Origin of the sequence: Mesorhizobium sp. B4-1-3 (assembly GCF_006439355.1) — a bacterium.
In the GTDB taxonomy this organism is placed as follows: Bacteria; Pseudomonadota; Alphaproteobacteria; order Rhizobiales; family Rhizobiaceae; genus Mesorhizobium.
This window is the reverse complement of the sequence record NZ_VFTG01000036.1, coordinates 15,224-40,600: the sequence shown is the minus strand read 5'-3', so window position 1 is coordinate 40,600 and position 25,377 is coordinate 15,224. Positions and strand designations below refer to the sequence as shown.

Sequence of the window (25,377 nt, the reverse complement as noted above, 5' to 3'; positions counted from 1 at the left end):
CGAGCCGTCCACTTCCTCGGCTTCCTACAACTCGCCGCAGCTTTGCTCTGGATGCGTTGAATGTCGATTCAGCCTAGTCTGATCAGATGTGAGCGCCGTTGTCGGCTGTGGCGGCGGCTTCGTCGGCGATGGCCGAGAGGATGCTGCGGACGTCGAGCGTCGAGAAAGGTTTTTCCAGTATATGCGGGCGCTGCTGCGGCGGCAGTGCTTCGATCTCGGCTTTGGCGCCGATCATGTCGCCGGTCACCAGCACGAAGCGCTTGGCGAGCGGCGGCTGTTGCGCGAGCAACTCGCGGTAGATCGCAATGCCGCTGATGCCCGGCATGCGCAGATCGGAAAAGACGATGTCCGGCGGCATGTGACCGTTCAACACGTCGGCCGCCGATGTCCAGCTTGCCACGACGCGCGACTTCACGCCCATCAGCTCGAGTATGTCGGACAAGGAGGCGGCGACGTCCGGCTCGTCGTCGATCACCAGCGCACGGCGCAGCCCGCTCGAACGCGTGGGGCCTTCGCCGGGCTTGGCGCCGCCGACCGCGATCGCCGGCAATTGCACGACGAAGCGCGCGCCATTCGGTTGCACTTCCTCGAACCGGATGCTGCCGTGATGGCGCTCGACGATCGATTTCGAGATCGACAGGCCGATGCCGGTGCCGACACCGACCGGCTTGGTGGTGAAATAGGACTCGAAGATGCGCGCGCGGATTGCTTCCGGAATGCCCGGGCCGTTGTCCTCGACGGAGAAGCCAGGGTTGCCGTGCTCGTTGCGGAAGGTCCGCACCTTGATGCGCCGCTCGCCGGCGACGCCGGCCAGCGCATGCTGGCTGTTGATGAGGAAGTTGGCCACCACCTGCGTGATATGGTCGGCGTCGGCCATCGCAAGCAGCGGCCCGTCGGCAAAGTCGGTGTCGATGATGATGCCGCTGGAGCGTGCGCCATAGGCGGTGACTTCGAGCGCCGAGCGCATCACCTGGTTGAGATCCGTCTCGGCCTGTTCGGTCGGGTGCAGCCGCACCATCGACAGGAAGCTCTTGACGATGCGGCCGCATCGCTCGGCGGCGGCGCGCACCTTCTCGGCGCGCACCTTGGTCTGCGGGTCTCCGGCGAACTCATGCAGCAACGTCGACTGCGCCACCACCACCGCCAGCGGGTTGTTGAGCTCATGCGAGACGCCGGCAAGCAGCGAGCCCATCGCCGCCATCTTCTCGTTCTGGTGCAGCTTCTCGCGCTGTCGGTTGATCTCCTCCTCGGCCTGCAGCTTTTCTCGCAGGTCGCGGATCGAGCCGAAGATCAGGCTGCGGTCGGCGACGCGCATCTCGGTCGCGGTCAGCTCGATCGGGAAAATCTCGCCCGCGGCGTTCTGGGTGACCGTCTCCAGCCGCTGGCCGACCATCGGCGCGCCGCGACCGGCCATGTATTCGGCGCCCGAGGCATAGCCCTTGCGGTAGTACACCGGAACGATGGTATCGAGCAGGTCCTTGCCGAGGATGGCGCTGCGCTCGAAGCCGAACATCTTCTCGGCGGCGGGATTGAACTCGATGATCGAACCCGTCTCGTCGATGACGATGATGGCGTCCAGCGAGGCCTGCAGCATGGTGCGGCGGATCACCTCGCTGGCGTGCGCCTCGGATGGCGAGCGCTCGATGGCGTCGCCGATGGCCAAGGCGATAATGTGCAGCGCCGCCTCTTCCTCATCCGTCCATTCGCGCTCGGCGACGCAGTCGTTGACGGCCAGCGTGCCCCAAAGGTGGCCATGCGCGAAAACAGAGACGGACAGGAACGACTTGATGCTCTGCTTCTCGAAGTCGGCCCGCAGGAAGCCCTCGAGGTCGCGCGTGTGGCCGGAGAAGATCTTGCCTTGCCGCTCATCTTCCTGCAGCCGCTCCAGCAAGGAATCCGAGTTGATGATCGACTGCACGATCACGGTGGGCGAGGCCAGCTCGCCGCCGAAGTCGGGGTCAATCCAATAGGCGGCGACGGACTGGGCAAAGCCTTGGCCCGGCAATTCACGCAGGCGGAAGAGGATGCCGCGCTGACAATCCATCTTGCGGCACACCGTCCCCAATATGTCGTCCATCTCGCGCTGCCAGTCGCCTGCCTCGCGCAGGCGGCGCACGACATGGACAGCGGCCATGGCGGCGCCGCCGGGACGCGAGCCATGCATATCGGTGCGTGCTGCATCAGCAGTCATGGTCATTCCTGGCGGGGACCGGTCGTTCAGAGCGTCCCTCCGTTTCACGGGAACCGCTCTATCCTTTTGTTTTGACGCAATTCCGGACGGAAGGCTACGGCCAAGGCGCCGAGCCTGGCCGTTTCACGCCATTTCTAATTGGCGTCGCCACTCGGCAGCGAGAAGATGTAGCCTTCGCCGCGCACCGTGCGCAGGAATTTCGGATTTGCGGGGTCGGCCTCGATCTTCTTTCGCAACCGCATGATGCGGATGTCGACCGCGCGCGAGGATTCCGGGTCCTCGACGAAGCCGATCGCTTCCGAGATCGCTGCTCGCGTCAGAAGCCGGTTGGCGCGGGTGAGGAAAACCTCGAGCACGTCGAACTCGCTCTTGGCCATCTCGATCACCGCGCCGTTGGCGGCGGTGACCAGGCGGCCGTCGAAATCGGCCTGGAAACCGCCGAAATTCATGAAACGGCGATTGCCGGTTTCGGCCTTCTGCGCCTGCAGCTCGGCCGGTTGTGGCACGCGCCGCAAAACGCTGCGTACCCGCGCCAGCACCTCGCGCAATTCGTAGGGCTTGACGATGTAATCGTCGGCGCCGAGCTCCAGCCCGACGATGCGGTCGAGCGCGGTGCCGGCAGCGGTGGCGTAGATGATGCCGATCTGGGTCTTGGAGCGCAGCCAACGGCCGAGCGACAGCCCGTCCTCGCCGGGCATGGCGATGTCTAGGATGGCCAGGTGAAAGGGCTGCGCTTCGAACAGCGCGCGTGCCGCAACGGCATTCTCTGCCGTCACGACGTCGTAGCCGCTGGCGCCGAGATACTCGGCCACGGCCTCCCTCAGATCCGGTTCGTCCTCGACGACGATGATGCGTGCCTTCACGACGCGCTCGCTCCCGCTTTCAGCGGAAAGTAGATTGGGTATAAACGTGATGTCCAGCACTCATCTCGAGTTGTCTGTGGCGGGGTGGAGAAAATGGTCGCACGATCCGTCATTGCGCTTGTGTCCGTCGCCGAGGTGGTGGCCGGCGATCTCGCCGACCATCTCAAGCGGCGCGGGCACGACGTGCGCCAGGCGCGTCAGCCCTGGGAGGCTGAGACGCTGCTTTCGGCCGGCGGCATTGATGTCGTGGTGGTCGGCGACGAGGTCACCCAGGCCGAGGGGCGCGAACTGCTCAGGCGTTACAGCAGCCAGGGCGGGGGCGGCGAAGGCGGCCCCGATTTCATCCTGATCTGCCGGCCACGCGACCTTGTCGACAAGGTGCTGGCGCTCGAGCTCGGTGCTGCCGACGTCATCGAAAGCCCACTCAACGTGCGCGAGCTTGCCGCGCGCATCGGCGGCCTGCTGATGAGACGCGGCCGGGCGGCAGGGGAACTGATCGTGCTGGAAAACGCCACCGTCGATCTGCGGTCGGCCATGGTGATGCATCGCTCGGGCACCGAGGAGCTGCTTTCTCCCGGCCAGGTGGCGCTGCTCAAGCTGTTCCTGGCCAGCCCGCGCAAGGTGCTGACGCGCGACGACATCATTGCCGCGGCACCCGCCGAGAATGCCGACGCTTTCGACCGTTCGATCGATTCGCGGATCGTGCGGCTGCGCCGCAAGCTCGACACCGAGACCATCACCACCATCCGCGGCGCCGGCTATCGTTTCGATCCGCCGCTCTCGCGCAACGAGTGAGTTCAGGTCGGCGGGGCCGTCGAGCATCGGATTCCCGAAAGCGGTGATCATTTGGGCGATGGTTATTATGGTCCAATGTCCGGCGCTCAGCGCACCACGACGATCGAGGGTCCGGTTGGAACGTTGGCGCTGACGGTCATCTCCACCGGGGTGCGCTCCTTCAGCAACACCGTCGCCAGCGCGGCGAAGCCGAGCAGGCCCTGCGCGTAGAGAAGCGCGGAAAGCACCGAGGCGGCAAGGTTCGTCTTCATATCCTATCCCTAATCTCGATCGTCAGTGCTTCAGGAAACTCCCGAAGCGCCCGCGCCGCTGACGGAGCCCCCCGCTGCGGCGCGGGCCTTCGGTCCTCTCGGCAGCAAGTAGCCGGAGGGGCCGCGCGTCCTCATCAGCCGACGGCCGACCCGCCAGAGGGCCTTCAGCCGGTGGACGCGCAGTCTGGAAACAATCCAGACCGTGGCGATGAACAGAATCATGTGCAGCGTCGAACCCTCGCCGGTATTCATCGCCGAGAGCGTCCCCGCCGGGTTGCCGGCTGCCGAGCCGGGGCCGCCGAGCACGATCGCCGCGACGCTGATCCCGAGGCCAGGAGCGGAGTTTCGATTTGCCTGCCCGTTTTCGTTTGCAGATGTCTGTTCCCGTTGCGTCAAATCTGCCGCCGGCCTGTATCCAGATCATGCCGCCGTGGCTGCACTTTGTTGCAGATTGGTTTCGAAACCGGCTTTTCTTCTTTCATATATGGGCGAAATGAACTTTCGTTTCCGGCCCAAGCTCATTGTACGGCATCTGGCCGCTTTATCCCGAAAAGAGCGCGTGACGCTGTTCAGCCGGCTTTATCGTCGATTTATGGAAACAAATTCGAAACATAAACGAACATCAAGCGAAATAAGTCTGAAACGGACAAACCGATAAGAGCCCATCGAATTGAAGCCGGCGCGACCGGCAAAAAAACAGAGGGATCGTCATGCACACCGCTATTTCCGCCAAGCTCATCAATATCACCGCCGCCGCGCTCACCGGCGCGGCGCTGCTGTTCGGCGCCGGCACCGCCGCCCATGCCAACCAGATCGTCGCCAAGGTTTCGCTGTCGCAGCAGATCATGGAGGTCACGGTCGATGGCCGCCCGACCTACACATGGAAGGTGTCGACCGGGGCCAGGGGACACATCACCCCGACCGGCTCGTTCAAGCCGACTCGCATGCATGAGATGTGGTATTCGAAAAAATACGACAACGCGCCGATGCCGCATTCGGTGTTCTTCAGCGGCGGCTACGCCGTCCACGCCACCTACGCCATCAGCCGTCTCGGCCGTCCCGCCTCGCATGGTTGCGTACGGCTGCATCCGGATGCGGCGGCCGATTTCTATCAGTTGGTCGAGGCGTTCGGCCCCGGCAACACCAGCATCCTCATCGTGAAGTGACACGCCGGGATAAAGTAGCTGGCCGGTTGCCGCCTTCCGCGTGGTTGTGAGACGCAATTCCTGACGGAAACCGTTATTAACTTTTCCTGGAATTGCTCAGCGCCGAAGCCGCGAGGCAACCGCCAAAAAAGAGGCCGGAAATTTCCGGCCTCTTTTGCTTTCGGTTCGTCGCCTTCTCAGCTCGGCAGCGCCGGCATCAGCTTCGGATCAGGCTTCTCGGCGAGATGCGGCAGGTCCTTGCTGGCGATGAAGGTGTAGAACATCGGCACGACGAAGAGCGTGAACATCGTGCCGACCAGGATGCCGGTGAAGATGACCAGGCCCATCGAATAGCGCGCGGCCGCGCCCGCGCCGCTCGAGACGATCAGCGGCACGACGCCGAGCGCCATGGCCGCCGTGGTCATCAGGATGGGCCGCAGGCGCACCTTGGCCGAAGCGATGATGGCGTCGCGGCGGCGCATGCCGTGGATCTCCCGCTGCTGGTTGGCGAATTCCACCAGCAGAATACCGTGCTTGGTGATCAGCCCGATCAGCGTGATCAGGCCGACCTGAGTGTAGATGTTGAGCGTCCCCAGCCCGATGTTGAGCGGCACGATCGCGCCGAAGATCGACAGCGGCACCGCCATCATGATGATCAGCGGGTCGCGGAAGCTCTCGAACTGGGCCGCCAGCACCAGGTAGATGACGACGACGGCCGCGGCGAAGGCGATCAGGATGGTGTTGCCCTGCTCCTTCTCCTGCCGCGACTGGCCGGAATAGTCGACGAAGAAGGTGTCGGGAAGGGTCTCCCTGGCGAGATCCTCCAGCACCTTCAGGCCGTCCCCGGTGGTCACGCCGGGCAGCGGCAAGGCCGAGATCGTCGAGGAGTTCAGCTGGTTGAACTGCTCGATGGCCGCCGGCGAGGCGTTGGTCGAAATCTTCACGACCGCCGACAGCGGCACCATCTTGCCGTCGACGCTGCGAACGAAATACTCGCCGAGCTTCTCGGGATTGTCGCGGAACTCCTGCGGCACCTGCGGGATGATGTCGTAGCTGTTGGAATCTCGATCGAACTGCGCCACCTCGGCGCCGCCGACCAGCAGCGTCAACGTGTTGCCGATATCGGCAATCGGCAGGTTCAACGCCGCCGCGCGCTCACGGTCGATGGTGACGGTTACTTGCGGCGCATCGTAGGCCATCGAGTTCTGCACGACGATGAAGCGGCCCGAGGCCTGCGCCTTGTTCTTGATCTTCTCCGCCTGTTCGAAGACTTCCGAGGGGTCGCCGGTGGAGCGAACGACCATGGAAATCGGCAGGCCGCCGCCGGAACCGGGCAGCGTCGGCGGCGCGAAGACGAAGGCCTGAACGCCGGCGACCTTGGCGAGCCGTGCGGTGATGTCGGCCTGCAGTTCCTTCGAATTGCGCTTGCGGTCCGCCCAATCCTTGAAGGCGAAACCGACGAAGGCGCTGTTGGTGGCGCCGCCGAAGGCAACGGCAGAGAACTGCGCCCGGGTCTCCGGGATGTCCTTCACGAGCCCCAGGATCTGGTTGACGTAGGTCTCGGTGTAATCCGACGTCGCATAGCGCGGCGCGGTCACCAGCGACAGCAGGAAGCCCTGATCTTCCTCGGGCGCCAGCTCGGTCGAGGTCTTGGTGAACATGAAGCCGGTAAGGGCGACCAGCGCGATGACGATGATCAGCGTCACCGGCCGGTTCCTAAGCGAGGCGGTGACCGCTCGCTCATAGACATGCTCGACGCGGGTGAACGTGCCGTCGACGATACGCTGGAAGCGGCCGTGCTGGCCCGGCTTCAGCAACCGCGCCGACATCATCGGCGTGATGGTAATGGCGATAAGGCCCGACAGCACGACGGAACCCGCCAGGGTGACTGCGAATTCGCGGAACAGCGCGCCGGTCAGGCCGCCGGTGAAGGCGAGCGGCGCGAAAACGGCGGCCAGCGTCAGGGTCATGGCGACGATGGCGGTCGCGATCTCGCGCATGCCGTTGAAGGCCGCCTGCATCGGCGACATGCCGTCTTCCTCCATATGCCGATGGATGTTCTCCACCACCACGATGGCGTCGTCGACGACAAGGCCGATTGCCAGCACCATGGCCAGCAGCGACAGAAGGTTGATCGAGTAGCCGACCGCAAACAAAAGGAAGCAGACGCCGATCAGCGACAGCGGGATGGTGACGATCGGCATCATCACCGAGCGGAACGAGCCGAGGAAGAGAAGGATCACCACGATGACGATGGCGACCGCTTCGCCGATGGTCTTGAACACCTCCTCGATCGAGGCGCTGATCTGGCCGGTGGCGTCGTAGACGATCGCGATCGTCATGCCTTTCGGCAGCGTGTCCTGGATCTGCGGGACAAGCTTGGTCAGCGCCGCCGCCGTCGTCAGCGGGTTCGCCGCCGGGGTCGGGAAAATGGCGAGGAAGGTGCCGGGCTTGCCGTTGAAGCTCACCCTGGTGTCGGTGTTCTTCGCGCCGAGCTCGACACGCGCGACATCGCGCAGCCGAACAACCTCGCCGTTCGTCGAGCGGATCGGGAGCTGGGCGAAGGCCTCGGGCGTCTGCAGGGTCGAATGCACCGTGATCGAGGAGACCACGTATTCGTTCTCGGTGTTGCCAGGCGCCGACAGGAAATTGGAGTTGTTGATCGCGGTCAGCACATCTACCGCCGTGGCGCCGCGCGCGGCAAGCCGGATCGGGTCGATCCAGATGCGCATGGAATATTCCTGGGCGCCGAAGATCTGGACGTCGGCGACACCTTCCACGGTCGAGATGCGAGGCCGGATGACGCGCTCGATATATTCGGTGAGCTGCTCCTTCGACATGTTCGGGTTCTGCATCGAGATGTACATCATCGCGAACTGCTGCCCGGTGCCCTTGACGATCACCGGGTCCTTGGTGGCTTGCGGCAGGGTGCCGCGCACGCCCTGGACCTTGGACAACACTTCGGCGAGCGCGACGTCCGGATTGGAGCCGAGCTTCATCTGCACCGTCACCGTGCTCGAGGACGGACGGCTGGACGAGGTGACGTAGTCGATGTTTTCGGTCGAGGCGACGGCGCGCGCGATCGGCGCCGATATGAAGCCCTGGATCAGGTCGGCGCTGGCGCCCGGATAGGCCGTGGTGATGGTGATCGCCGTCTCGTCAACCTTCGGATACTGGCGGATCGACAGACCGAAAATGCCCTGGAAGCCCAGAAGCAGGATCATGCATGCCAGCACCGTCGAGAGCACCGGCCGACGGATGAAGAGGTCGGAAAAGCTCATTGCTGAACCTGCTTGTTCGCCGATTTGCTGGGGTCGATAGTGTTGTCGACGGCAACCGACATGCCGTTGAAAAGCCGGTTCTGGCCGGCGGTGACGACCTGGTCGCCATCCTTCAGGCCCTCGACGATCTCGACCATGCCGTCGTTGCGGCGGCCGAGCTTCACGAAGACCTGCGAGATGGTGAGCGGCTGCTGCGCGCCCTCCGTCGGCTTGGCGGCGTCGCCAGCCGCCGCCTTGTCGGCAGGCTTCGCGTCAGCCGGTTTTGCCGCATTGTCGGCGGCAGGCCTGGAAGCGTCGGCCTGCGGCTTGGCGGCATCGCCGGCCGCCTTGTCGGCGCCGGCCTTCTGCTCATCCGGTTTTGCCGGCGCGGCGACGGCACCCTGGGCGGGCTTTGCCGGCTGGACGACGAAGACATAGTCGCCATAGAGGCTGGTCGTCACCGCCGTCTGCGGCACGGAGATGACGTTGTTCTCCTGCGGCAGCTCGACACGGATCTGGACGAACTGGCCGGGCGTCAGCTTGCCTTCCGGATTGGCGACCTCGCCGCGGACCGAGACCAGTCGGCTGGCGGGGTCGATCTTGGGATCGATGCCGCGAATGGAGCCGGCAAAGGACATGTCGGCGAGACTGCCGCCAAGCTTGATGGTCTGGCCGATCTTGAGCAGCGGCAGTTGCTGTTCGGGAACCGTGAAGTCGACCCGCATCGTGTCGAGGTCCTGGATCGTCACGACGGAGTTGCCGGGGGCCAGATACTGGCCGATATCGATCTTCGGAATACCGACCGTGCCGCCGAAGGGCGCGGACAATTGCTTCTGGTCGAGCACCGCCTGCAGCTTGTTGACCTGCGCGGCCGAGGCATCCGCCGCGGCGCGCGCGGCGTCGAGCGTCGCGTCGGTGCCGACGCCGCGCCGCTGCAGTTCGATCGCGCGGGTCAGTGCCGCCTGGTCCGAGGCGGCTTGCGCTTTCTGCGCCACCAGATCAGCCTTCTCGACCGCGTCGTCCAGTTGCAGGAGCACCGCGTCGGCGGCTACTTTCTGGTTGGCGTGGAAGAGGATGTCCTTGACGATGCCGCTGGTTTCGACAGTAAGGTCGACACCGCGCACGGCATTGACGGTACCGATCGCCTCGATGCCGGGCGTCCAATCAGCCGGTTTGACGGTCACTGTCGAAACCGTTGCGGCCGGCGGCTTCATGGTGGCGAAATACTGCTTGATGCCGGCGTCGCGCATGAAGTTGAAGCCAACGATGCCGACGCACACCAAGGCGAGCAGCAGCAAGAATCCGGCGATGATGAAAAAGCGCTTCACGGATGGGTCCCCTCAGCCGGCAACCGGCAAATCAATCGATGCCGGGACACATATCGACGACGGGTCCCGATTTCAAATGGCGCGCTTTACTGTACCGGCTGGACGGTCTTGTCAATTCCGCCTAGGCTAATGTAGGGGGACGCGCGATGAGAGTACCCAGGGCGAACTCACGCGAAAAGATACTTGCCGCCGCCGCCGACGTTGCGCGCGAGGCAGGTCCGGGAAGCCTGTCGCTCGAGGCGGTCGCCAGCCGCGCCGGCGTGTCGAAAGGCGGGCTGCTCTACAATTTCCCGACCAAGGCCAAGCTTATGCAGGGGCTGGTCGAAAACTATCTCAGCGATTTCCGGAAGGCGCTGGAGGCACGCGCCGCCGAGGCCAGCCGCGAAAGCGTGCTCTCGGCCTACATCAAGCTGTCGGCCGACGACTGCGAGCGGCCGAAACCGTCGGCGTCCTGGATGTTCTCGGCAATCGCGGAGGATCCCGATTTTCTGACGCCGATAAAAGCCTTCAAGCACCAGCTGTTCGAACGGCTGAAGGGGGAGACGGAGGACCTCGGCTCGTTGCTGGTCTGCTTTCTCGCCATCGAGGGGATGCGCAGCATGAACCTGTTCGATTCAGACGTGCTTTCCGAAGACGAGCGCAAGCTGCTGGTGTCCTCGCTCCTGAAGATAGCCGGATAGTGACCAAACAGTTGGTAGTGACCAAACGGTTGGTGGTGACCAAACGGTTAAGGGCGTCACACCAGCTTCATCCTAGCGACATAGCGTCCTTCCCGGTTCTTTGCTGCAATGCAAATGGAGTGGGACAATGGTGGACGTAGTTTCCAGTGAGGCGGGGATCCCGAGACCGGATCATCCCCTAGAACAATCGGGCGGGGCCAAATGGTTCCTGCCGGCTTTCGGCGTGCTGGTGCTCGTCGGCATCATCTATGTCGGCTATGCGCTCAGCCAGGATCTGGCCATCGCCAAGACGGTGCCGTGGATCCTGCTGGGCATCGCGCTCCTGATTGCGCTTGGCTTCGAGTTCGTCAACGGCTTCCACGACACCGCCAACGCGGTGGCGACCGTCATCTACACGCGCTCGCTGCCGGCCGAATTCGCCGTCATGTGGTCGGGCGTCTTCAATTTCCTCGGCGTGCTGACCTCGAGCGGCGCGGTGGCGTTCGGCATCCTGTCGCTGCTGCCGGTCGAGCTCATCCTGCAGGTCGGCTCGTCGTCCGGCTTCGCCATGGTGTTCGCGCTTCTGGTCGCCGCTATCCTGTGGAACCTCGGCACCTGGTTTCTCGGCCTGCCGGCCTCGAGCTCGCACACGATGGTCGGCTCGATCATCGGCGTTGGCCTCGCCAACCAGTTCATGGCCCCGGCCGGAAGCGCCACCAGCGGCGTCGACTGGGGGCAGGCGACCAATGTCGGCACCACCTTGCTGGTCTCGCCGATCGTCGGTTTCTTCGCCGCGGCCATCCTGCTCTATGCCATGAAGCTCCTGGTGCGCAATCCGGCGCTCTACGAGGCGCCGAAGGGCAACGCGCCGCCGCCATGGTGGATTCGCGCGCTGCTGATCTTCACCTGCACCGGCGTCAGCTTCGCGCACGGCTCCAATGACGGTCAGAAGGGCATGGGCCTGATCATGCTGATCCTGATCGGCGTCGTGCCGACCGCCTATGCGCTCAACCGCACGCCCGACATCAACTATCTTGAAGCCTACAAGTCGGCCTCCGCCAGCGTCGAGACGGCGCTGGGCAAATATGCCAAGTCCGGCGTCACCGTTGCCGATGCCAATGCCGCAAAGGCAACCGTGCAGGAGGCCGTGCGCAGCAAGACATGGAACGATCAGACGACCGTTGCGCTGCAGACCTATATCCACAACACGACTGCCGGGCTGCAGCCCTACGCTTCCGTCGACAACGTGCCGACCGACCTGGTCAGCAACGCGCGTAACGACATCTACCTGATCGGCGAAGCGCTGAAGCTGATCGACAAGAAGAAGCTGTTGCCGATGCAGGACGCCGATCTGAAGTCGGTGACCGACTACCATAAGGCGGTCGACAACGCGACGAAGTTCATCCCGCTGTGGGTGAAGATCGCCGTGGCGCTGGCGCTCGGCCTCGGCACCATGGTCGGCTGGAAGCGCATCGTCGTCACCGTCGGCGAGAAGATCGGCAAGAGCCACCTGACCTATGGCCAGGGCGCCGCCGCCGAGCTGGTCGCGATGGTGACGATCGGCATGGCCGACCGTTTCGGCTTGCCGGTGTCGACGACGCACGTGCTGTCGTCCGGCGTTGCCGGCACTATGGCGGCCAATGGCTCCGGCCTGCAGTGGTCGACCGTGCGCAACCTTCTGCTGGCCTGGGTACTCACGCTGCCCTGCTCGATCGCGCTGGCCTTCGTGCTGTTCGTGATCCTGCGCCAGGTTTTCTGAGCCGGAAGGCCCTCAGGGAAACGGCGCCGCTGGCGGCGCCGTTCCTTCTACCGCCGCTCAACGTCCGCCCTGCTAAGGCGGCGTAGCTGGCGCAGCGATAAAACGTGCAGCAGTATTGAGCTTGGCACCACGAAAGCAGGGGTCAGCACACCCGGATAATTCCCAGCGCCGACGCTCAGCACATCCGGAACGATCAATTGCCACGGGCCGGGCGAGGTGATTATACCCATGGTGCTCGCGACAGCGAAATCGGCAAGGCCGAGAATGTTCCAGAGGGTTGCTGACCTCCGGCCTCCGGCGGTGCTGGTCGCCACCGCGATGGCCGCCGGCAACGCGAACAACCCTGTCAGCACGTCGCCGATGCCCGCGGGCACTGCGAACACGGCGGGCAGCGCGCCGTGCAGCCACGCCGCGAGCGCCCAACTGCCGAATACCCGGTAGAGCTGAAGCGCGACGAGCCAGCTCGCCGGCGTCGCATCGAGCACCTGCCCGATCCGCCTGGAGAGCAGCAACAGCGGCGCACCAATGATCACCGGCAGGAATATGGCCAACGGCAACGTCGGTAAAGATGTGGCGTCCGGGTGGAAGCTGCCATTGATCGCGGCGCTCCAAGCGACGGCGAACCACAGCGTATCCGTGATCATGATCGCCAACCAAGTCGCGCGGCGTTGGCCCGGTGTCAGGCTCGTATGTTCGAGGCCGAGCCACAGTCCCAGAGCGATTAGCCCGTGGGCCGCGAGCTGGTGGAATGTGGTCGGAACGCCGCTGTCCGGGATCGCCGGCCAACGATAGATCAAAAGTAGCCACAGCGTTGTGAGCGGCACGAACCACAGCAGGCCTCGCCAGGCATCACGCAATGGGACGGCAGGGGAAACAGCTTCGGCGGTCACCGGCGGCACTCCATTGAGCCCAGCGCATTTTGCTGGCGCTCAGATGTAAGTCCGCTCGCCGCGAGCGGCTATCCGCGACAATGTTGATGGCCTATGAAGCAGAGCTTCACAGTTATATGGGCTTCAAGCGAGCGACCGCTGTGGCTTTTTCCCGGGATTGCTCCCCAATATCAGGTCGGGTCTTCGCGGTGCAGGTCGTGGATGGTGACGCCATCGGCGTTCTCGGGCAGCATCAGCCACTTCTTGTGACGCAGCGTGCGTTCGGTGTCTTCCAAGCCCATCTCCCAGTGCTCGCGCATCGAGGTGCCGGAGAACTCGTAGTCCTTGGCGTGGCCTTCATAGCCTTTGTGCTGATAGATCAGGTGCACGATGTTGACCACGCCGGCGTCGGAATAGTCGGCCATCAATTCCTTCTCGCCATCCTTGAGCTGCTCCGGCGGCACGCGCTTAAGCGCGTCGAGCAGCTTCATCTTGAGTGCATGGATGCGCTGGAAGTTGTCGGTGTTCTGGCGCGTGCGGCTGGAATACATGATGTCCTTATGGCGCGACAGGACGTCGGCCATGCCGCGCGGCAGCACGCCACGGGCGCTGAACAGATCGACCTGGAACACCAGCGAGGAGCGGTCCTCTTCCTGGTCGAGCAGATATTGCAGCGGCGTGTTGGAAACGATCCCGCCGTCCCAGTAATACTCGCCCTCGATGCGGATCGAGGGAAAGGCCGGCGGCAGCGCGCCGCTCGCCATGATGTGCTCCGGCCCGATGCGCACCTTGTCGGTGTCGAAATAGACGAAATTGCCGGTCCGGACATTGACCGCGCCAACGCTCAACCGCTTCTTGCCGTCGTTCAGCACGTCGAAGTCGATCAGGCTTTCCAGCGTGTCCTTGAGCTCGGCGGTGTCGTAGAAGCTGGTGGCGCCTTCCGCGCCCGAGAGCTGGAACCAGGGGTTGGGGCTGCGCGGCTTGAAGAAGCCGGGCTGGCCCATGGTCATGGTCATGAAGGACGAGGTCTGGTTGCGGATATCGCGATAGATGTCGCCTTCGGGCGTATAGGCCCAGATCTTGCGGCCCGAGATGGTCTGCCAGAATTGCTCCAGCCGTTGCAGACGGCGGCTCGGCTCGTTGCCGGCGATGATCGAAGCGTTGATGGCGCCGATCGAGACGCCCGACAGCCAGGTCGGCTCGCAGCCGGCGTCGGCAAGCGCCTGATAGACTCCCGCTTGATAGGCGCCGAGCGCGCCGCCGCCCTGGAAGACCAGGGCGATGCGGTCGTACTGCGCGGTGATTTCCGCGATGGTAGCGGCAGTCGCCTTGCTGCGGTTACGCTCAAGCACCGGCTTTCTCCAGCTCCTTCGCGCCGGCAGCCGATCGGGCGTGGTCGGCGAGATAATCATGCACGACCTCGCCGAGGCCGAGCGTCAGGTCGGCGGTGAAGTGAACGGCCGAGACGATGTCGAGCACAGGCAGCTTGGCGACATCGGCCATGACATGCGGGCGCAGGTCGAGCGCGGCCGGCGCCGTCCAGGCCTCCTTCAGCGTGACGTCGGTGAGATAGTAACGGACCAGCTCGCAGATGCGCGGGCTGCCGTCGACATGCGGGATGATCTTGATCAGGAAATTGGGCGCGGCGAGCGAGGCCAGCACCTGGTCGTGATCGGCCTCGCGATGCTTGTAGCCCATGGTGCCGGTGGCGCACAGAACGCTGCCATAATGGAGAGTGCCGACCACCACCTCGCCCTCATGCACGATCTTGGGGCTGGCGAGCTTCTTCGGGAAACCCCAGAGCTCGCGGCCGCCGGCGATCGGCGCGTCGTCGTCGAGATACATCGAATGCACATAGCCGCCGTGCTGGCCCTTGTAGCGCACCGGAATGACCTGGCCGGTCTCGGTGTAATCGCCGAAGCCGGTCGAGTCCGGCATGCGGATGAACTCATACTTGACCAAAGGCTCGTCGATCTCGAGCGGCGCCGGCACGATCGCCTCCAGCGCCTCGCGCGTCGTGCGGTAGGTGATGATGATGTATTCGCGGTCGAAGAAACGATAAGGGCCGGGCGGGAAGGACGGGTTGGTGAGCGGCATGGCGTAGGCGCGCTTCACGACGTCGGCGATTTCCATGGCTGGTGCCCCAAAACAGGTTTGAAATGACCCCGCGCGAATGCGCTGGCAAACATGTTGCACGGCAGCATGACAGTGCCGTGTCAATGCCAAGGCGGCGCTGCTGCAAAGCCGGCAATGCCGTCGCGAAGCTGTAACAGCGCCGACATATGGGTGTGGCATTGTGATGCTGCGGCGCACAAATCGTGTGCCTTCCGGGTTGTCTGCCTTCATACTCTTTCCTCCTGTCCTCTTCCTGTCGCGAGATCTCCCATGGGTTCCCTGTCTTCGAAGAATGCGCTCGTCACCGGCTCGACCAGCGGCATCGGCCTTGCAATCGCCCGCGCCTTCGCCGCCGAGGGCGCCAACGTCACCATCAACGGCCTGGGCGACGCCGCGGCGATCGAGCAGGAGCGGGCCGGCATCGAAAAGGATTTCGGCGTCAAATGCCGCTATTCGGGCGCCAACATGATGGACGGCGCCGCCGTCACCGCCATGGTCCACGAGGCCGAGCAGGCGTTCGGCAGCCTCGACATCCTGGTCAACAATGCCGGCATTCAGCATGTCGCGCCGATCGAGGAATTTCCCGACGACAAATGGGAAGCCATTATCCGCATCAACCTTCTCGCCGCATTCTACGCCATCAAGGCGGCGGTGCCTGGCATGAAGAGCCGCAAATGGGGCCGCATCATCAACACGGCTTCCGCCCATGCGCTGGTCGCCTCGCCGTTCAAATCGGCCTATGTCTCGGCCAAGCACGGCATTGCCGGCCTGACCAAGACGGTGGCGCTGGAAGTCGCGCAGGACGGCATCACCGTGAACGCGATCGCGCCCGGCTATGTCTGGACGCCTCTGGTCGAAAAGCAGATTCCCGACACGATGAAGGCGCGTGGCATGACCGAGGAACAGGTCAAGCACGACGTGCTGCTCGCGGCGCAGCCGACCAAGGAGTTCGTCACCGTCGAGGAGCTTGCCGCGCTGACGCTCTTCCTGTGCTCGGATGCCGCCAAGCAGATGACCGGCACGACCCTGCCGATGGATGGCGGCTGGACGGCGCAGTAGGGGCGCCTCTGGTCCCCATGGCTATTGAAGTCGCCCGTAATGGCTCAGGACGAGGCCGACGGCTCCGAGCAACGAGTCGTTCTCGGTGTGCTTGCCGATGATTATTCGCGTGCGCCTGTCGGGGGCGACATCCCGCGCCTTGATTAGGGTGTGCCGTTCATAGGCTGCAATGAGTGGCGTAAGCAGGATGTCGCCGGCGAGCGCCATGCGTCCTCCGATGATGATGAGGGGCGGGTTCAGAACGGATCCGATCATGCCCAGGCCGCGGCCTGCCATTTCTGCCGTATCCTCGATCATGCGCAATGCTCCGACATCGCCCTGTTCGGCCATGCGGATCACGTCGTCCATCGTCACGCGCCGGCCCGTCACGCGCGCGATCTGCTCCAACGGCTGGTTGAAGCTGGCGTAGAGTTCCAGGCAGCCTCGATTGCCGCAGCGGCAAAGGTCGCCGGATGGATCGATGCTCATGTGACCGAATTCGCCCGCACCGCCGGCAATTCCGGTTACGACGCGTCCGTGCTGGACGATCGCGCCGCCGACCCCGAGGTCGATCTTGAACAGGACAAAGTCCTCGTAACCGACGGCGGCGCCCCACATCATCTCGGCAATGGCGGCGCAGTTGCTTTCATTTGCTGCGAAGATCGGCTGCTCCAGCACCGGCCCAAAGACATGTCGGATGTTGACGCCAGCCCAAGTGGGAACGATGCTGGCCCGCTGGACGAAGCCTTCGGGGCTGACTGGTCCCGACACAGAAACCCCGACACCCAGGAGGCCGGACGCAGACAGGCTGTTCTCCTCGTAGCATTGTGCGATCGCCGCCTTGGTGAGCTTTGCCGCCCGGTCCGGAGGATAATCCAGGCCGAGGGGGATAATTTTTTCAGAAATGAATGAATGCGAGACGTCGGCTACAGCGACCCGAATCTCGTCGAGACTAAGATGAACGCCAACGCAGGTGCCGGCTTCAGGATTGAGCGTCAGCGTCGCCGGCGGCCGGCCGACGCTTTTGGCCGCTTCGTCAACCGCCACCAGTTCCGCCACGATCCCCGACTTCTTCAGGCCAGTCAAAGCCGTGGAGACGGTCGAGCGGGCCAATCCGGTGAGCCGGGCGATCTGCGCGGCGGAAATGGCGCCGCGCTGGCTGAGACAGCGCACTATCAGACTTTCAGGCGTGCCCGGAGGTTGACCGTCCAGTAGCGATCTGAGCAGGCTTTTGGTCATTTTCGTCTTAAAACTCCTTGACTGTCGATCTTATTTGATCATTCTAGAAAAAACTAGAGGCCTTCTGCGGTACGTGGGCGGCCTCGGCGAAACGGTCGTGATGAACCGTGCTGAAATCAAATGGGAGTGAGACGATGAGATATCTGAGGGCGACCCTCGTCGCTACGGCGGCATTTGCCTTTCTTGCCAACGCAGCACTCGCCGAGCCGAAGACAAATCTGCTCCATCAATGGGCGACCGGATCGGATGCGCAGGCCATCGCCAAGCTTGGCGAGATGTTCGAGGCGAAGGGCGGCAAATGGCAGCAGACCTCGATCGCCGGCCATACCGCCAACACGCTCGCCAAACTGCGCGCCGACGTGATCGCAGGCAATGCTCCGCCGGCGGTTCAGCTCAAGGGTCCGGAGATCGCTGAATGGAACAAGACCGGCATGACTGCCGATCTGGATGATCTCGCGGAGGCGGAGAATTGGGAGAAGGTGGTGGCGCCAGAATTGCTGCCGGTGATGAAACCGAGCGGCAAGTGGGTGGCGGCGCCGATGAACATCCACCGCATCAACTGGATATGGGCATCGCCGAAGGTCATGCAGGCAGCCGGCGTGACCGAAATTCCCAAGACCTGGGCGGAATTCAACGCAGCCTGCGACAAGATCGTGGCTACCGGCAAGATCTGCATCTCGCACTCGACCGCCGACTGGACCGATTCCACCGTCTTTGAAGTCGTCGTCTACGGCCAGGACCTCGACCTCTATCGCAAGGCCTTCGTCGAAGGCAATGTAGACGCCATGCGCAGCGACGGCATGGTCAAGGCCTTCGAGCAATTCCGCATCATGACGTCCAAGTATATGGACCCCGGCATGAACGGCCGCGACTGGGATTCGATGTCGGCTCTGGTCGGCCGCGGCGAGGCGGCGTTCCACATCATGGGCGACTGGACGATCGGCCTGCTTACCGCCGCCGGCTTCAAGGAGGGAACGGACTATGTCTGCGCCCAGGCGCCGACCGACTGGGGCAAGCCCGGCTTCATCCTGAACTCCGATTCCGTCGTGTTCTTCCAGCAGAAGGATCCCGACTATGTGGAGGGCCAGAAGCTGCTCGCCAGCACCATCCTGTCGCCGGAGTTCCAGACCGTCTTCAACCAGGCCAAGGGCTCGATCCCGGCGCGCCTCGACGTCGATCTGTCGAAGGGCTTCAATCCCTGCCAGCAGAAGTCCCAGAAGGACCTGCAGGCCTCGATCGAGGCGGGCACGCTGGTCCGCTCAATGGCCCACAACATGACCGTCCCGCAAAAGGTCCGCGGCGCCATGATGGACACGATCACAGAATTCGTCGCGACGCCGGACATGTCCGCCAAGGATGCGGCCAACGCCATGGCCGACGCCGCCGAAGCGCAGGAATGACGTGCGGAGAGCGCCGGCGCGACATCGCGCCGGCGCGCACGGCCGGCAGGAAGCCCAATGTCCATCCACGACCTTTCCGTTCCGATAGCCGTGCCCGCCCGCTCGTGGCGGGATCGTCTGGGATCGATCGTGCCCATCCTCGTGCTCGCCCCTTCGCTCGCGGCGAGCTTCATCTATGTCTTCGTGTTCACGGGCTGGACGCTCTATCTGTCGCTGTCAGACTCGACACTTTTGCCGAGCTACGGCTTTGCGGGCCTCGACAACTACGTATCGCTCTGGTCCAACCGGCGCTGGAACATCGCCTACACCAACCTTTTCCTCTTCAGCGGCTTCTATATCGTGGGCTCGATGGCGGTCGGGCTGCTGCTGGCCATCCTGATCGACCAGCGCGTGCGCGGCGAGGCGGTATGGCGGACGATCTTCCTCTACCCGCTGGCGGTTTCCTTCATCGTCACCGGCACCGTCTGGAGCTGGCTCTACAATCCGGCCGACGGCATCCAGGCGCTGGTGCGCGGGCTAGGCTGGAGCGACTTCAGCTTCGCGCTCACCAGCGATCGCAACCACGCGATCTACGCGGTGATCATCACCGGCGTCTGGCAGTCTTCCGGTTTCGCCATGGCGCTCTTTCTGGCTGGCCTGCGCTCGGTCGATCCGGATCTGGTGAAGGCGGCGCAGATCGACGGCGCATCGGTCGTGCGCACCTACAGGAAGGTCATTCTGCCAACCATCGCGCCGATTTTCCTTGCGGTCGCCGTCATCCAGATCCAGTTCGCCATCAAGACGTTCGACCTCGTCGCCGCCCTGACCCGCGGTGGGCCGGGCATCTCGACCACGTTCCCAGCCATCTACGTCTACGATCTGATGTTCCAGCGTGGTGAGATCGGGGAGGGCGCGGCCGCAGCGGTCATGATGCTGGCCGCGCTTGCCGTGGTGCTGGTGCCCTATTCGTTGTGGGTGGTGTGGCGCCGCCGGGCGGAGGCGGGAAATGGCTGAACTGGCCCTCGCCATCGACCTGGAAGCGGCTGCTGCGAGCCGCAGGCACTTCTGGAGCCGGTTCGCGATCTATGGCCTGCTCACGGTCTTCGCCGCAATCTATCTGATCCCGCTGCTCGTGGTCGTCTTCAATTCCTTCCGCGAGCAGGCGGAGATCGCGCGTAACGGACTTATCTCGCTACCAAAGACCTTCCGGCTGGAGGCATGGGCGCAGGCCTGGAGCACCTATTGCATCGCGGGCACCTGCCAGGGGATGCAACGGAACTTCCTGAACTCGCTGTGGATGACCATTCCGGCGACGATCATTTCCACGCTGCTCGGCGCCGTGAACGGCTACGTGCTGTCCAAATGGCGCTTCAAGGGCTCGGAGGTCCTGTTCACCCTGATGCTGCTCGGTGTCTTCATGCCGGGGCAGATCGCGTTGATGCCCTGGGCATTCGTTCTTGGAAAGCTCGGCCTGACCAACTCGACCTACGGCCTGATCCTGGTGCATGTCGTCCAGGGAATTTCCTTCACCACCCTGTTCTGCCGCAACTACTATGTCGGCATCCCCGACGACCTGATCAAAGCGGCGCGCATCGACGGCGCCGGTTTCTGGCGGATCTTCTGGAAGATCATAATGCCGCTGTCGCCGCCCATCCTGATCGTGACCGTCATCTGGCAGTTCACCGGCATCTGGAACGAGTATCTGTTCGGCGTAGTCTTCACGTCCGGCCAGGCGCAGCCGATCACAGCCGCGCTCGTCGCACTGACGGCGAGCGGCACGACCGCCCGCAGCTACGACGTGATGAGCGCCGCCGTGCTGATCGGGGCGCTGCCGCCACTCCTGATCTATCTCTTTGGGGGCAAATACTTCGTTCGCGGCCTGACGCAGGGCGCAATCAAATGACGAGCCAATCCCTATCCGCCCTGACCATTCGCAATCTCCACAAGAGCTACGGCGCCGTGGACGTCTTGAAGGGCATCAACCTCGAAGCGCAGCCGGGAGAGTTCATCGCTCTCGTCGGACCTTCCGGTTGCGGCAAGTCCACCCTGCTTGCCATGATCGCCGGACTTGAAAGCGTGACGTCGGGCGAAATCCGCATCGGCAACCGGCTCGTCAATTCCGTGCCGCCAAAGGACCGCGACATCGCCATGGTGTTCCAGTCCTATGCGCTCTACCCGACCATGACCGTGCGCCAGAACATCACCTTCGGCATGGAGAGCCGCGGCGTGCCGAAGGCCCATCAGGCCGAAGCCGTCAAGCACGTCGCGGCGCTGCTGCAGATCGAGGCGCTGCTTGGCCGCAAGCCCGGGCAACTCTCCGGCGGCCAACGCCAGCGGGTCGCCATGGGTCGGGCGCTGGTGCGGGACCCGAAGCTTTTCCTGTTCGACGAGCCGCTTTCCAACCTCGATGCCAAGCTGCGCGTCGACATGCGCACCGAGATCAAGAAGCTGCACAACCGTGTCGGCAAGACCACGGTCTATGTCACCCACGACCAGGTGGAGGCGATGACGCTCGCTTCGCGCATTGCCGTCATGCATCAGGGGTCGGTGCAGCAGTTCGACGCCGCCCAGATGATCTACAGCCGCCCCGCCAATATGTTCGTCGCGGGCTTCATGGGCTCGCCGACGATGAATTTCATTCCCGCCGAGCTCGGCGACGGGGCGGGCCGGCCCTGCGTTACGATTCGGACCGTGGATGGCGGCACGGCAGCGTTGGAACTTGCCCAGCCGGTGCCGGCCGGCGCGCCGAGGAACGTCGTGCTTGGCGTGCGGCCGGAACATATCTACCGCTTTTCGGACGACTTGAAGCACCGCAAGCGCGCCATTGCGACGGTGAAGGCACCGGTCGAACTGGTCGAGCCCACGGGTGCCGAGACGTTGGCGGTGCTTCGCTTCGGCGATCTCGAAGTCACCGGCCGTTTCGACCCGGACAGTGCGCCAGGCACGGGCGAGACAATGACCCTCGGCATCGACATGGCGCGGGCTTGCCTCTTCGACCCGACGACCCAATCCCTTCTTTGAAAGCTCAGCCCCTAGAAAGCTCAACCTTTGACATTCGCCACCTATCCAAGCCTCGCGGATCGTGTCGTGCTGATCACCGGAGGAGCCTCCGGCATCGGCGCCGAAATGGTTCGCGCCTTCTCTGCCAACGCGGCGCGCGTGGCCTTTCTCGACATTCAGGAAGCGGTCGGCCGAAAACTGAAGGCGGAGCTTGCGGGCGCTACGCGCCACGCGCCTCTGTTCCTGCCCTGCGATGTGACCGACATCGCGGCCCTGCGCGCAGCGATCGAGAATGTGCGGGAAAAGGCCGGGCCGGTTGCTGTCCTGGTGAACAACGCCGCCAATGATGACCGGCACGCAGTCGCCGACGTGACGCCGGACTACTGGGATCATGCCCAGAACGTCAATCTGAAGCATCAGTTCTTCGCCGCCCAGGCCGTCCATCCGCAGATGAAGTCGCTGGGCTTTGGCTCCATCATCAACCTTTCCTCGACCTCCTGGCGCTTCGGCGCCGACCAGATGACCGCCTACGCCACAGCCAAGGCCGCGATCATCGGCATGACGCGGTCGTTGGCCCGCGCCTTCGGGCCCGACAATATCCGCGTCAACGCCATCGAGCCGGGCGCCGTGATCACCGAGCGGCAGCGCCGTCTTTGGTACACAACGCAGGAGTCCGTCGACCAGATGGTCGGGCGCCAGTTGATCAGGCAGGTTCTGCTGGCGGACGAGATCGCCCGCACGGCGCTTTTTCTCGCCGCCGACGACAGCCGCATGATCACCAAGCAATCCATCACCGTCGATGCGGGCCTGTGCTGATGCAGGTTCTCCGTCTTCCCTGGTTCGATTGGCTGGCCTGATGCTGCGCGTTGGTTTGAACCCCTATGGGCTTACCTATTATCTTGGGCTGCAGGGCCGTGGCACGCAGCGCGCAAACCCCAAGGGCGTGGGGCTCGAAGGTTTCATCGCCCTGGCCGAAGAGCTCGGCGCACGCACGCTGGAGATCTATGATCCGTGGCTGGCGGAAATGTCCGATTCCGGACTAGCCGCGCTGAAGGAACGGCTCGATGGGCTTGGGATGACGCCCGTCGTCAGCGCCGGGCTCAACATGATGGGGCCGCTGGAGAGCGCGTTCCGTTCCGCCCGCTTCCTCGGCGCGAAGACCATCCGGCTCGGCCTGACACCGGTTCTGTGCGGTGACCGCAATGCCTGGGGCGAGAAATGGGACGAGCTCAACGCCTCGATCAGGTCAGCACTTCGGCAATGGGGGCCGCGGGCCGAAGCCGAAGGCCGTGTGCTCGCGATCGAGAACCATCAGGATTTCGGCAGCGCCGAGCTGGTGGCGTTCTGCGAGACCGGCGGGCGAGGGGTCGGCATCACGTTCGACACCGGCAATACGTTTCCCGTTGCCGAGGCGCCGCTCGACTTCACCCGCCGCGTCGCGCCTTATGTGCGGCATGTCCACCTGAAGGACTACCGCGTCCAGTTCACGGGCGAAGGATACCGGCTCGTGCGCTGCGCCATCGGCGACGGCGCCGTGCCCTTCCGCGCTCTCGCGGCCCTGCTCGGCGACTTCCACGACGAACTCACCGCGGTGCTCGAGCCGGGTGCGCTCGAGGCGCGCCATGTTCGCTTTCTTCTCGACGACTGGTGGAACGGCTATCCGCCGAAAACCGCCCGCGAATTCGCCGGCTGCCTTGCGGCCGCGCAAGAGAATCGCCTGGCCGGCGATGCCGATTTCCGCACTCCCTGGGAGCGCGGCGACGACGGCGCCCTGGTTTCCTACGAGCTCGACATGATCCGGCGCAGCGCTGCCAACATGAAGGAGCTCGGCCTCATGACCTTGGAGAACCCCTCATGACAACTCGCGAACTCAGCGGCCTCACCGCCTTCGTCACCGGTTCCGGACGCGGCCTCGGCCACGTCATGGCCGACCGGCTGGCGGAACTCGGGGCGGACGTAGCAATCCACGACCTGGACTGGACCCAACCGGCGAAGTATGGCGAGTTCGCAGACCTCGGTGAATCGGCAAGGCACCTGGGACGACACGGCACCCGGGTGACCGCGGTCACCGGCAATATCGGCGACCGTGCCGCCGTAGCCGAGATGAAGCGCAAGATCGAGGCGGAACTCGGCGATGTTCATGTGCTCGTCAACTGCGCAGGTGGGGACATCGGCGCCAAGGGAACCAAGCCCAACCACAACAATGCCCTCGATATCGATTACGAGGACATAAAGGTGCTCACCGAAAACAACCTGGTCGGGACCATGCTGGTTTGCCAGGCCTTCGTGCCGCCGATGGTGAAGCGAGGGTCAGGTTCGGTGATCAATATCGCCTCGGCGGCCGCTCACCTCGGCTGCTCGCCGGAGGTCGTCTATTCCACGCTCAAGGCCGCTGTCGTCCACTATACCCGTTGCCTTGCCAAGGAGCTGATCGACGAGGGCGTGCGGGTCAATGCAGTCAGCCCGGGGGCGACGAAAACCGCCCGGTTCCAAGCGACGCGCGTCGTCGATCCGGCCAGGATGGATTCGTCGAAGCGCTCGCTCAACCGCTATGCCGAGCCTGAAGAGGTTGCCGAGGCTGTCGCCTTCCTCGCCGGATCGCGCGCCCGCTTCATCAACGGCCAGGTGATCCGCGTCGACGGCGGCTTCACGATTTTTCCGGGGTGACGCACGTGACGATGAGGGAAACTGCCATCAAGCGCTTCGACCTTTCCGGCCGGATCGCCCTGGTAACCGGATCCTCGAAGGGGATAGGCTTCGCGATCGCCCGCGGCCTGGCCGAAGCAGGCGCGGAGCTGGTGCTCAACGCGCGCAACGAAAGCGTGCTGGAGGAGGCTCGGGCAAGGCTCGCCGCCGAAGGCCATAAGGTTCACGTTCGCGCCTTCGACGTGACCGACGCGGCCGCCGTGGCGGCAGCCGTCGACGCCATCGAGAGCGAAATCGGTCCGATCGAGATCCTCTTCAACAACGCCGGCACGCAATTTCGCGCGCCGCTCGAGGAATTTCCGCTGGAGGCCTGGGAAAGGCTCAAGGCGACCAACATCGACAGCGTATTCCATGTCGGCCAGGCCGTGGCACGCCGTATGATCCCGCGCGGACACGGCAAGATCGTCAACATCGCCTCCGTGCAGAGCGAGCTGGCACGCACGAGCATCGCGCCCTATACGGCGACCAAGGGTGCCGTGAAGATGCTGACCAAGGGCATGGCGACCGACTGGGCGCGATATGGCCTGCAGGTCAATGCGATCGGTCCAGGCTATTTCAACACCGAACTCAATGCCGCGTTGGTCGCCGACGCCGACTTCACCGCCTGGCTGGAGAAACGCACGCCCGCCGGCCGCTGGGCGGAAGTCGGGGAACTGATCGGAGCGGCGGTTTTCCTGGCATCGGATGCATCTAGCTTTGTCAACGGCCACATCCTCTATGTCGACGGCGGCATCACGGCATCGCTCTGACGGGACGAGCGTCGAAGCTCTTCCTTGACAA

23 protein-coding genes are annotated in these 25,377 nt (G+C 63.9%); 14 read left to right on the top strand and 9 right to left on the bottom strand.

From position 1 onward, the window contains the following. Nucleotides 1-82: 82 nt before the first annotated feature. Together FJW06_RS27680 and FJW06_RS27675 are read right to left on the bottom strand one after the other, a co-directional pair. A complete protein-coding gene (locus FJW06_RS27680; RefSeq protein ID WP_181178625.1) occupies nt 83-2,191 on the bottom strand; it encodes a hybrid sensor histidine kinase/response regulator in 2,109 nt (702 codons plus the stop codon). A gap of 134 nt (nt 2,192-2,325) precedes the next feature. Next, a complete protein-coding gene (locus FJW06_RS27675; protein WP_181178623.1) occupies nt 2,326-3,054 on the bottom strand; it encodes a response regulator transcription factor in 729 nt (242 codons plus the stop codon). 93 nt (nt 3,055-3,147) lie between these two features. Here FJW06_RS27675 and FJW06_RS27670 point away from each other — a divergent pair, with 93 nt between their 5' ends. Further along, entirely contained in the window at nt 3,148-3,849 is a 702-nt protein-coding gene (locus tag FJW06_RS27670) for a response regulator transcription factor (protein ID WP_140756510.1), read from the top strand. An 86-nt stretch (nt 3,850-3,935) separates the two neighbouring features. Here the strand turns inward: FJW06_RS27670 and FJW06_RS30320 are convergent, their stop codons facing one another. Next, nucleotides 3,936-4,100 carry a hypothetical protein gene (locus FJW06_RS30320; RefSeq protein WP_181178622.1) on the bottom strand — a complete coding sequence of 55 codons (165 nt, stop codon included), beginning with the start codon at nt 4,098-4,100 and terminating at the stop codon, nt 3,936-3,938. A 220-nt stretch (nt 4,101-4,320) separates the two neighbouring features. Here FJW06_RS30320 and FJW06_RS30315 point away from each other — a divergent pair, with 220 nt between their 5' ends. Further along, nucleotides 4,321-4,758, top strand: coding sequence for a hypothetical protein (locus FJW06_RS30315; protein ID WP_210239000.1), 438 nt, complete (start codon nt 4,321-4,323; stop codon nt 4,756-4,758). 52 nt (nt 4,759-4,810) lie between these two features. Then, nucleotides 4,811-5,266, top strand: coding sequence for a L,D-transpeptidase (locus tag FJW06_RS27660; RefSeq protein ID WP_140756508.1), 456 nt, complete (start codon nt 4,811-4,813; stop codon nt 5,264-5,266). Between the two features lie 176 nt (nt 5,267-5,442). Here FJW06_RS27660 and FJW06_RS27655 read toward each other — a convergent pair whose 3' ends face one another. Both FJW06_RS27655 and FJW06_RS27650 read right to left on the bottom strand, forming a co-directional pair. After that, nucleotides 5,443-8,526: an efflux RND transporter permease subunit gene (locus FJW06_RS27655; protein ID WP_140756506.1), complete on the bottom strand. Its 3,084-nt coding sequence runs from the start codon at nt 8,524-8,526 to the stop codon at nt 5,443-5,445. Beyond that, complete coding sequence (locus tag FJW06_RS27650) at nt 8,523-9,833, bottom strand: efflux RND transporter periplasmic adaptor subunit (RefSeq protein ID WP_246674882.1); 1,311 nt, start codon at nt 9,831-9,833, stop codon at nt 8,523-8,525. The genes FJW06_RS27655 and FJW06_RS27650 overlap by 4 nt, the downstream gene beginning before the upstream one ends. A gap of 146 nt (nt 9,834-9,979) precedes the next feature. On the opposite strand from FJW06_RS27650, the gene FJW06_RS27645 reads away from it, so the two are divergent. Beyond that, nucleotides 9,980-10,513 (top strand): TetR family transcriptional regulator, encoded by a 534-nt coding sequence (locus FJW06_RS27645; RefSeq protein WP_140756504.1) that lies wholly within the window; start codon nt 9,980-9,982, stop codon nt 10,511-10,513. Nucleotides 10,514-10,640: 127 nt separating this feature from the next. Further along, nucleotides 10,641-12,251 carry an inorganic phosphate transporter gene (locus FJW06_RS27640; RefSeq protein ID WP_140756502.1) on the top strand — a complete coding sequence of 537 codons (1,611 nt, stop codon included), beginning with the start codon at nt 10,641-10,643 and terminating at the stop codon, nt 12,249-12,251. A 47-nt stretch (nt 12,252-12,298) separates the two neighbouring features. On the opposite strand, the gene FJW06_RS27635 is transcribed toward FJW06_RS27640, so the two are convergent. The 3 genes from FJW06_RS27635 to FJW06_RS27625 all read right to left on the bottom strand — a co-directional run bounded on the left by FJW06_RS27635 (nt 12,299) and on the right by FJW06_RS27625 (nt 15,253). Then, on the bottom strand, nt 12,299-13,141 hold the full coding sequence (locus tag FJW06_RS27635) for an MFS transporter (protein WP_140756501.1): 843 nt from the start codon (nt 13,139-13,141) through the stop codon (nt 12,299-12,301). 170 nt (nt 13,142-13,311) lie between these two features. Beyond that, complete coding sequence (locus tag FJW06_RS27630) at nt 13,312-14,472, bottom strand: patatin-like phospholipase family protein (RefSeq protein WP_140756500.1); 1,161 nt, start codon at nt 14,470-14,472, stop codon at nt 13,312-13,314. After that, on the bottom strand, nt 14,465-15,253 hold the full coding sequence (locus tag FJW06_RS27625) for an acetoacetate decarboxylase (RefSeq protein WP_140756499.1): 789 nt from the start codon (nt 15,251-15,253) through the stop codon (nt 14,465-14,467). Before FJW06_RS27625 ends, FJW06_RS27630 begins: the two co-directional genes overlap by 8 nt. 252 nt (nt 15,254-15,505) lie before the next feature. Between FJW06_RS27625 and FJW06_RS27620 the strand changes: the two genes are divergently transcribed. Next, entirely contained in the window at nt 15,506-16,294 is a 789-nt protein-coding gene (locus tag FJW06_RS27620) for a 3-hydroxybutyrate dehydrogenase (protein WP_140756497.1), read from the top strand. Between the two features lie 21 nt (nt 16,295-16,315). Here FJW06_RS27620 and FJW06_RS27615 read toward each other — a convergent pair whose 3' ends face one another. Continuing rightward, a complete protein-coding gene (locus tag FJW06_RS27615) occupies nt 16,316-17,512 on the bottom strand; it encodes an ROK family transcriptional regulator (protein ID WP_140756495.1) in 1,197 nt (398 codons plus the stop codon). A gap of 134 nt (nt 17,513-17,646) precedes the next feature. Here FJW06_RS27615 and FJW06_RS27610 point away from each other — a divergent pair, with 134 nt between their 5' ends. Genes FJW06_RS27610 through FJW06_RS27575 form a run of 8 tightly spaced genes read left to right on the top strand, consistent with a single transcriptional unit; the run spans nt 17,647 to nt 25,346 of the window. After that, nucleotides 17,647-18,912 carry an ABC transporter substrate-binding protein gene (locus tag FJW06_RS27610; protein WP_140756493.1) on the top strand — a complete coding sequence of 422 codons (1,266 nt, stop codon included), beginning with the start codon at nt 17,647-17,649 and terminating at the stop codon, nt 18,910-18,912. 57 nt (nt 18,913-18,969) lie between these two features. After that, the gene (locus FJW06_RS27605) at nt 18,970-19,905 is read left to right on the top strand and encodes a sugar ABC transporter permease (protein ID WP_140756491.1); all 936 of its coding nucleotides are present in this window, start codon (nt 18,970-18,972) and stop codon (nt 19,903-19,905) included. After that, nucleotides 19,898-20,794: a carbohydrate ABC transporter permease gene (locus FJW06_RS27600; RefSeq protein ID WP_140756489.1), complete on the top strand. Its 897-nt coding sequence runs from the start codon at nt 19,898-19,900 to the stop codon at nt 20,792-20,794. The genes FJW06_RS27605 and FJW06_RS27600 overlap by 8 nt, the downstream gene beginning before the upstream one ends. Then, nucleotides 20,791-21,912 carry an ABC transporter ATP-binding protein gene (locus tag FJW06_RS27595; protein ID WP_140756487.1) on the top strand — a complete coding sequence of 374 codons (1,122 nt, stop codon included), beginning with the start codon at nt 20,791-20,793 and terminating at the stop codon, nt 21,910-21,912. Before FJW06_RS27600 ends, FJW06_RS27595 begins: the two co-directional genes overlap by 4 nt. A gap of 27 nt (nt 21,913-21,939) precedes the next feature. Then, nucleotides 21,940-22,707, top strand: a complete 768-nt coding sequence (locus FJW06_RS27590; protein ID WP_140756485.1) for an SDR family NAD(P)-dependent oxidoreductase — start codon at nt 21,940-21,942, stop codon at nt 22,705-22,707. Nucleotides 22,708-22,747: 40 nt separating this feature from the next. Then, nucleotides 22,748-23,749: a sugar phosphate isomerase/epimerase family protein gene (locus FJW06_RS27585; protein WP_140756483.1), complete on the top strand. Its 1,002-nt coding sequence runs from the start codon at nt 22,748-22,750 to the stop codon at nt 23,747-23,749. Further along, entirely contained in the window at nt 23,746-24,558 is an 813-nt protein-coding gene (locus FJW06_RS27580) for an SDR family oxidoreductase (RefSeq protein WP_140756481.1), read from the top strand. Before FJW06_RS27585 ends, FJW06_RS27580 begins: the two co-directional genes overlap by 4 nt. Nucleotides 24,559-24,569: 11 nt before the next feature. Continuing rightward, the gene (locus FJW06_RS27575) at nt 24,570-25,346 is read left to right on the top strand and encodes an SDR family oxidoreductase (protein WP_140756514.1); all 777 of its coding nucleotides are present in this window, start codon (nt 24,570-24,572) and stop codon (nt 25,344-25,346) included. The last annotated feature ends 31 nt before the right edge of the window (nt 25,347-25,377 follow it).